4 protein-coding genes are annotated in these 5,216 nt (G+C 67.4%); 3 read left to right on the top strand and 1 reads right to left on the bottom strand.

Annotation, left to right across the window (positions count from 1 at the left end; genetic code table 11):
• The first annotated feature begins 213 nt into the window (after nt 1–213).
• Complete coding sequence (locus V7Q39_RS19110) at nt 214–1,569, top strand: cytochrome P450 (protein ID WP_333818201.1); 1,356 nt, start codon at nt 214–216, stop codon at nt 1,567–1,569.
• 74 nt (nt 1,570–1,643) lie between these two features.
• Here the strand turns inward: V7Q39_RS19110 and V7Q39_RS19105 are convergent, their stop codons facing one another.
• The gene (locus tag V7Q39_RS19105; protein WP_333818200.1) at nt 1,644–3,974 is read right to left on the bottom strand and encodes a DNA topoisomerase IV subunit A; all 2,331 of its coding nucleotides are present in this window, start codon (nt 3,972–3,974) and stop codon (nt 1,644–1,646) included.
• 172 nt (nt 3,975–4,146) lie between these two features.
• Here V7Q39_RS19105 and V7Q39_RS19100 point away from each other — a divergent pair, with 172 nt between their 5' ends.
• Nucleotides 4,147–4,725: an SH3 domain-containing protein gene (locus V7Q39_RS19100; protein WP_333818198.1), complete on the top strand. Its 579-nt coding sequence runs from the start codon at nt 4,147–4,149 to the stop codon at nt 4,723–4,725.
• A gap of 24 nt (nt 4,726–4,749) precedes the next feature.
• The coding region (locus V7Q39_RS19095; protein WP_333818197.1) for an SDR family NAD(P)-dependent oxidoreductase at nt 4,750–5,216 on the top strand (467 nt) is incomplete at its 3' end.

Below are 5,216 nucleotides of genomic sequence, written 5' to 3'. Positions count from 1 at the left end.
GTCCCGATGTTCACATGCGGTTTGTTACGTTCAAACTTTGCCTTCGCCATCGCGCTTTCCGCCCTTGTCCAGATCGGGCCCTCGCGGCCCGTGGTGATACGGGCGGCGACTTAGACCTTGGGCGCGGGAATTTCAAGCCTGATCGGGTTTTTCGCCGGGCCAGCAGCAGCGCGGCGCTTTGTCCGGCGACCGGGACGGCCTATGTTGTCCATCATGCTTCAGGTTCCCGCCCCCCTGCCCGCCCGCGTTCCCTTGCACACGACCCCGATGGGGATCTGGCAGAGCTTTCGCGCCGCACAGCGCAACGTGCTGGAACTGATCCCCGAGGTGGCGACGCGGGTGCCGATCCTGTCGGGACGGACGGGAAAGCGCTGGCACATGCTGATGGATCCCGACGGGTTGAAACAGGTGCTGCGCGACAAGGTCGGGCAATATCCGAAATCGGTGGTGACGAAGCTGATCCTGGAGCCCGCCATCGGCGACAGCCTGTTCGTGGCGGAAGGCGCGCAATGGCTGTGGCAGCGGCGGACGGCGGCGCCGGTGTTCTCGCACCGCAACGTTTCTGCGCTGGGGCCGGTGATGACGGCGGCGGCAGAGCGGTCGGTGGCCCGGCTGGACCGGGCGGGCGGGATGGCGGACCTCTTCGAGGAGATGGTGACGGCGACCTTCGAGGTGATCGCGGATGTCACCTTCTCGGATGGGGCGAGCTTCGACCGCGGGGCGGTGCATCAGGCCATCGAGCAGTATATCGGCGCGACGGCCAAGGTCTCGCTTCTGGACATCATGGGCGTGCCGCCCTGGGTGCCGCGGCCGAACCGGCTGTTCACCGGCAGCGCGATGCGGGCGACGAAGCGGCTGGCCGACCGGGCGATCGAGGCGCGGCGGGCGGAAGGGGCGAAGGCGCCGCCGGACCTCTTGGACCTCTTGATCGCCGGGTCGGACCCCGAAAGCGGGCGGCGGATGACCACGGCGGAGCTGCGCGACAACCTTCTGACCTTCATCGTCGCGGGACATGAGACGACGGCCCTGACCCTGTCCTGGGCGCTGTATCTGTGCGCCTTTGATCCCGCGGTGCAGGCGGCGGCGCGGGAGGAGGCCGCGGCGGTGCTGGGCGCGCGGGCGGCGACGGTGGCGGATTTGCCGCGCCTGCGGCTGGTGCGGCGGATCGTGGACGAGGCGCTGCGGATGTATCCCCCGGCGGCGTTCCTGTCGCGCACCGCGATGGCGGCGGATGTGTTGTGTGGCCGCGAGGTGCGCCCCGGCGACACGGTGATCCTGCCGATCTATGCGCTGCACCGGCACCGGCTGTTGTGGGAGGACCCCGACGCCTTTCGCCCCGACCGCTTCGCCGACCCGAAGGCTGTGGCGCGCTTCCAGTATCTGCCGTTCGGCGACGGGCCGCGGGTCTGCATCGGGGCGTCCTTTGCGCTTCAGGAGGCGGTGATCGTGCTGGCCACCCTGCTGGCGCGGTTCCGGTTCTCGCCCGTTCCGGGCAGGGAGCCAAAGCCGGTGATGATCCTGACGCTCAGGCCGCAGGGCGGGGTGTGGCTGAAGGTGGATCGCGCCTGAGCCTCCTCATGCGCCTTCGGCTTCTCGTCGGAGCTACCGAGCGAGGAGCGACGAAGGAGACGACGAGCCGTCCGTCAGGTGAACCGGTTGTCCCTCGGGAAGCCGCGCGGGGCCATCTTGCCGGCACTGGCGCGGGCGCCGGTCCATTCGATCAGGTCGATCTCGGTGCGGGTGCGACCGGCGGGATCCTTCCAGGACAAACCCTCGGCGCGGGTGAAGGTGATCGCGTCGGAGAGGCCGCCGTCCTTGTACTTCTGCAACCTTACGCCCTTGCCCTTGGCCATTTCCGGCAGTTCGGACAGTGCAAAAACCAACATTTTCCGGTTGTCGCCCACTACGGCGATGCTGTCGCCGGAGACGGGAGTGCAGACGGCGGTCTTGACGCCCTCGCGGGTGGTCAGCACGGCTTTCCCGGCCTTGGTTTGCGCCAACAGCTCCTCGGACGGCACGATGAACCCGTCGCCCGCTGACGAGGCGAGCAGATATTTCTGCCCCGGCCGGTAGACCAGAAGATCGGTGATCCCGGTATCGTTCGGCAGGTCGACCATCAGGCGGACGGGCTCGCCCATGCCGCGACCGCCGGGGAGATTCGCGCCGAGGAGGGTGAAGAACCGGCCGTTCTCGGCGACCAGCAGGATCTTGTCGGTGGTCTCGGCATGGAAGGCGAAGCGGGGGCCGTCGCCGTCCTTGAACTTCTGTTCCTGACCAAGGTCCACATGGCCCTTCATCGCCCGGATCCAGCCCATCTTCGAGCAGATCACGGTGATCGGCTCGCGGTCGATCATCGCCTCGTAGGGAATGTCCTCGATCTCGGTCGCGTCGGCGAACTGGGTGCGGCGGGCGCCCAACGGAGTGCCTTTGCCGTAAAGCTTGCGGACCTCGTCCAGTTCCTTGCCGATGCGCTTCCACTGGCGGCGGTCGCTGTCGAGGAGGTCGGCCAGATCGGCGCGTTCCTTCATCAGGGCGTCGCGCTCGGCGTTCAGTTCCATCTCCTCCAGCCGCCGCAGACTGCGGAGCCGCATGTTGAGAATGGCTTCGGCCTGGTTCTCGGTCAGCTGGCCCTCGCCGCCCTTTGCGGGGGGGTGGTAGTCCCGCTCGGAGGTCGCGCGGATGTGCGATTTCGACCAGTCCTCGGCCATCAGCGCGGCCTTGGGGTCGTCGTCATATCGGATAATGTCAATCACGCGGTCGAGGTTGAGGAAGGCGACGAGCAGGCCTTCCAGCACTTCCAGCCTCGTGTCGATCTTCTCGATCCGGTGCAGGGACCGACGCCGCAGCACCTCGCGGCGGTGGTCGAGGAAGGCGCGCAGCACCTCTTTCAACGAGCAGACCTTCGGAACCTTGCCGTCGATCAGCACGTTCATGTTCAGCGAGAATCGGACCTCCAGATCCGAGTTCTTGAACAGGCTGCCCATCAGCACGTCCGGGTCGACGTTGCGGGCACGGGGTTCGAGGATCAGGCGGATGTCCTCGGTGGATTCGTCCCGCACGTCGGCCAGCAGCGGCACCTTCTTGATCTGGATAAGCTCGGCCAGCTTCTCGATCAGCTTCGACTTCTGCACCTGGAACGGAATCTCGGTGACGACGATCTGCCAGGTGCCCCTTCCAAGATCCTCCACCTCCCATTTCGCGCGCAGGCGGAAGGCGCCGCGGCCGGTACGGTAGGCGTCGAGGATGCTGTCACGCGGCTCAACGATCACCCCGCCGGTCGGGAAATCCGGGCCGGGGATCAGGGCGACCAAAGCCTCGTCGGTGAGCGACGGGTCGGCCAGCAGCGCCTGGCAGCCGTCGATCAGCTCATCCAGGTTGTGCGGCGGGATGTTGGTGGCCATGCCGACTGCGATGCCGGAGGAGCCGTTGGCCAAGAGGTTGGGGAAGGCGGCGGGCAGGACGACGGGTTCTTCCAGGCGGCCATCGTAGTTCGGGCGGAAATCGACGGCGGTCTCGTCGATCCCTTCCATCAGCGCCTCGGCGGCATGGGTGACGCGCGCCTCGGTGTAGCGGCTGGCGGCCGGGTTGTCGCCGTCGATGTTGCCGAAGTTGCCCTGCCCGTCGACCAGCGGGTAGCGCATGTTGAAATCCTGCGCGAGCCGCGCCATCGCGTCATAGATCGCCTGGTCGCCATGGGGGTGGAAATCCCCCATCGTGTCGCCGCTGATCTTGGCCGATTTCAGGAAGCCCCCGGTCGGCGTCAGCCGCAGCCGCCGCATCGCCCAGAGGATTCGGCGGTGGACCGGCTTCAGCCCGTCGCGCGCATCGGGCAGCGCACGGTGCATGATGGTGGACAGCGCATAGGTCAGGTAACGCTCGCCGATGGCTCGGGAGAGCGGTTCGGACGTGGTCAGGCCTTCCGGCCCCTCAAACTTGGGCCCCTCGATCTTGGGCTCGTCGTCGTCAGCTGTCATGGATGTTGTGTAGGCAAATCCATGCTGCCGGTCCAGATGGCATCGTCAGGCGCGGAACCAACGTCAGGGTTGTGGAATTTTCTTCCACTCACCCGGGCGGCCTGTGCTAAGACCGGCGCCAGACAGGAACGGACCGACCATGCTGCGTATGACATTGATTCTGTGTATTGGCATGTATGCCGCCCTGATGATTGCCGGGGTCGACCGTGGCCAGTTGCGCCCCGGGCTTGCCGATGCGGCGGCGAAGGGCGCGCGGGCTGGGGTCAGCGACGTTTCGGGTGGCGATTCGGAACCGGCCGTGGCGGCAGCGCCCGTCGTCACAGCACCGGTGGAGATCGCCGCGGCGCCCATGGTCGAGGAAGCCGCGCCCGTAGTCGAGGCCACCGTCGCCGAGGCCGCGCCGGAACCCTATGTCGAGCCCGCCCGCACGGTTGTGACCGAAGTGCGGGAGCCGATCTTCTCGCTGGCTTCCGTCGGCAACGAATCCGTCCCGGCTGCCCCGCCGGCAGAGGAAACCGCCACGCCGGAAGTTGCCGACGGCGGAGAGGGGACGATCTGGTATGTCAACGCCAGTTCAGTCAACGTCCGGGCCGAACCCTCGACCAGCGCAGAGATCGTCGGTCGGCTGGGATCCGGCGAAGCGACGCTGATGGTGCAGGCGGTCGACTCCGAATGGGCGCGGATCGTGATCCAGGGCGACGGGGTGGAAGGCTTCGTCGCATTGCGCTACCTGAGCGCCGAGGCCCCCTGACGGGCCTGTCGGCCGGGGGCATTGATGACCGAACGTTCGATCCTGATCACCGGATGCTCCTCGGGCATCGGGCTTGACGCGGCGCGCGGGCTGAAGGCGCGCGGCTGGCGGGTCTTCGCGACCTGCCGGCAGGAGGCGGATTGCGAAAGGCTCAGGGCCGAGGGGCTGGAGAGTTTCCGGCTGGACTATGCCGACGAGGCCAGCATCGCGGCGGCGGTGGAAGAGGTGGTCTCGCGGACGGGGGGCCGCCTCGACGCGCTTTACAACAACGGCGCCTTCGCCTGTCCCGGCGCGGTGGAGGACCTGCCGCGCGGCGCCCTGCGGGAAATCTTCGAGACCAACCTTTTCGGCTACCACGACCTGACGCGCCGGGTGATCCCGCTGATGCGGGCGCAGGGCCACGGGCGGATCGTCAATTGTTCCTCGGTGCTGGGGCTGGTCGGGCTGACCTGGCGCGGGGCCTATGTCGCGACCAAGTTCGCGATGGAGGG

Source organism: Tabrizicola sp. (assembly GCF_036781545.1).
GTDB lineage: Bacteria > Pseudomonadota > Alphaproteobacteria > Rhodobacterales > Rhodobacteraceae > Tabrizicola.
Note: the sequence above shows the minus strand (reverse complement) of the source record. Positions and strands in the feature narration are given on the sequence as shown.